At 65.2% G+C, this 2,900-nt stretch carries 3 protein-coding genes; all 3 read left to right on the top strand.

The genetic code is table 11. The features are described from left to right. The coding region (locus AB0N24_RS27440; RefSeq protein WP_364131738.1) for a GntR family transcriptional regulator at nt 1-651 on the top strand (651 nt) is incomplete at its 5' end. Nucleotides 652-679: 28 nt separating this feature from the next. Beyond that, nucleotides 680-2,224, top strand: coding sequence for a 5-carboxymethyl-2-hydroxymuconate semialdehyde dehydrogenase (gene hpaE / locus AB0N24_RS27435; RefSeq protein ID WP_364131736.1), 1,545 nt, complete (start codon nt 680-682; stop codon nt 2,222-2,224). 37 nt (nt 2,225-2,261) lie between these two features. After that, nucleotides 2,262-2,900 (top strand): VOC family protein (locus AB0N24_RS27430; RefSeq protein ID WP_364131734.1); only part of this gene is annotated, 639 nt, incomplete at its 3' end.

The raw sequence follows: 2,900 nt of genomic DNA, 5'->3' as shown, positions 1-2,900 counted from the left end.
GCCGGCAAGTCGGCCGGCAGCAAGTCCGAGCAGGCCTACACGGCCGTCAAAGCCCGGATCGTGGACGGCACCTACACGCCCGGTTACCGGCTGGTCCTCGCCAAAATCGCCGACGACCTGGGCGTCAGCGTCGTGCCCGTCCGCGAAGCCATCCGCCGGCTCGAAGCCGAAGGACTGGTCAAGTTCGAACGGAACGTCGGCGCCACCGTGTCCGGAATCGACCCCACCGAATACCTCTACACGATGCAGACCCTCAGCATCGTCGAAGGCGCCGCCACAGCACTGTCCGCACCCCTGATCGGCGAACCCGATATTGCCCGGGCGCGTGCCGTGAACGAGGAAATGCGCGAGTGCCTGCAGCACTTCGACCCCGTCCGCTTCACCCGGCTCAACCAGGACTTCCACAGCGTCCTGTTCGAGCACTGCCCCAACCCGCACATCCTGGACCTCGTCCACCGGGGCTGGAACCGGCTCGCCTCGCTGCGGTCATCCACCTTCCGTTTCGTCCCGGGACGCGCCCACGACTCCGTTGACGAACACGAGGCGCTCCTGCAGCTCATCGAAAACGGCGCCGACGCCGACACGATCGAGAAGGCCGCCCGGCTCCACCGCTCCGCCACCCTCGACGCATACCTTGCCCAATCCAACTAGCACCTAGATCACAGTTAGGACCTCAAAGATGACGACTCCTGTAGAAACAGTAGCCAAGCACTACATTCCGGAAAACCTGCCTACCCACCTCCAGCACTTCATCGACGGCCAGTTCGTTGATTCGGTATCCGGCAAGACCTTCGACGTGCTGGACCCAGTCTCCAACCAGAACTACGCCACGGTTGCGGCGGGCCAGACGGAAGACGTCGACCTCGCCGTTGCCGCCGCCAAGCGGGCCTTCACGGAAGGCCCGTGGCCGAAGATGCTGCCCCGGGAACGCTCGCGCGTCCTGCACAAGATCGCCGACATTGTCGAATCGCGCGACGACGAACTCGCCTACCTCGAGAGCTACGACTCCGGCCTCCCAATCACCCAGGCCAAGGGCCAGGCCCGACGCGCCGCCGAGAACTTCCGCTTCTTCGCGGACCTTATCGTCGCGCAGGAGGACAACGCGTTCAAAGTGCCAGGGCGCCAACTCAACTACGTGAACCGCAAGCCGATCGGCGTCGCCGCCCTCATCACGCCGTGGAACGTTCCTTTCATGCAGGAGTCCTGGAAGCTCGCCCCGGCAATCGCGACCGGCAACACCATCGTCCTGAAGCCGGCGAGCTACACCCCGCTCTCCGCCGTACTGTGGCCCGATATCTTCCGCGAGGCCGGCCTGCCCGACGGAGTCTTCAACCTGATCTTCGGGTCTGGCGGCGTCGCGGGCGACTACCTCGTGAAGCACCCAGACGTGCCGCTCGTCTCCTTCACCGGTGACAGCTCGACCGGTGCCACCATTTCGACCGCAGCCGCCCCCCAGTTCAAGGGCCTCTCGCTTGAGCTCGGCGGCAAGAGCCCGGCAGTCGTCTTCGCCGACGCCGACATCGAGGCCGCGCTCGACGCCACCGTCTTCGGCGTGTTCAGCCTGAACGGCGAGCGTTGCACCGCCGGCAGCCGTGTGCTCGTGCAGCGCGACATCTACGACGACTTCGTGGCTCGCTTCGCCGAGCGCGCGAAGAACATCGTAGTGGGCATCCCGAGCGATCCCGCAACCGAGGTCGGCTCGCTCGTGCACCCGAACCACTTCGAAAAGGTCATGAGCTACATCGAGATCGGCAAGTCCGAGGGCCGGCTCCTGGCCGGCGGCGGTCGTGCCGACGGCTTCCCCACGGGCAACTACGTGGCACCGACCGTGTTCGCCGACGTCGCCCCGGACGCCCGGATCTTCCAAGAGGAGATCTTCGGCCCCGTCGTGGCGATCACCCCCTTCGACACCGACGAAGAGGCGCTGGAGCTCGCGAACAACACCAAGTACGGCCTCGCTGCCTATGTCTGGACCTCGAACCTGAAGCGCGCGCACAACTTTGCGCACGCCATTGAGTCAGGCATGGTGTGGCTGAACTCGAACAACGTGCGCGACCTGCGCACCCCGTTCGGCGGCGTGAAGGCCTCGGGCCTCGGACGCGAGGGCGGCTACCGCTCCGTCGACTTCTACACCACCCAGCAGTCGGTGCAGATCACCCTCAACGAGGCCCACTCGCCCAAGTTCGGCAGCGTCGAAGACGCTGCAGCTTCCGGCGACAGCTAACCCTTTCCCCAACCCCTTTCAAAGAAGAGAGAAGACCATGACCAACTTCGTCCCCACCCCCACTGTCCCGGCTCCAGACATCGTCCGCTGCGCCTACATGGAGATCGTTGTCACCGACCTCGCCAAGTCGCGTGAGTTCTACGTCGACGTACTGGGCCTTCACGTCACCGAGGAAGATGAGAACAACATCTACCTGCGCTCCCTGGAGGAGTTCATCCACCACAACCTGGTGCTCCGCAAGGGACCCATCGCCGCCGTCGCCGCCTTTGCCTACCGGGTGAAGTCCCCCGCCGAAGTGGACGCCGCCGAGGCGTACTACAAGGAACTGGGCTGCCGCACCGAACGCCGCAAGGACGGCTTCACCAAGGGCGTCGGCGACTCCGTCCGTGTCGAGGACCCGCTGGGGTTCCCCTACGAATTCTTCTACGACGTGGAGCACGTCGAACGCCTCACCCAGCGCTACGACCTCTACTCCGCCGGCGAACTGGTCCGCCTGGACCACTTCAACCAGGTCACCCCCGACGTTCCCCGCGGCCGGGCCTACCTGGAGGACCTTGGCTTCCGCGTCTCCGAAGACATCAAGGACGCCGACGGCGTCACCTACGCCGCGTGGATGCACCGCAAACAGACAGTTCACGACACCGCACTCACCGGCGGCAACGGCCCGCGCATGCAC

The organism is Arthrobacter sp. NPDC093128, from assembly GCF_040683875.1.
In the GTDB taxonomy this organism is placed as follows: Bacteria; Actinomycetota; Actinomycetes; order Actinomycetales; family Micrococcaceae; genus Arthrobacter.
Note: the sequence above shows the minus strand (reverse complement) of the source record. Positions and strands in the feature narration are given on the sequence as shown.

Bases quoted from the DNA above. Each gene is read 5' to 3' on its own strand.
- hpaE (WP_364131736.1), top strand. From the start codon at position 680: ATGACGACTCCTGTAGAAACAGTAGCCAAGCACTACATTCCGGAAAAC.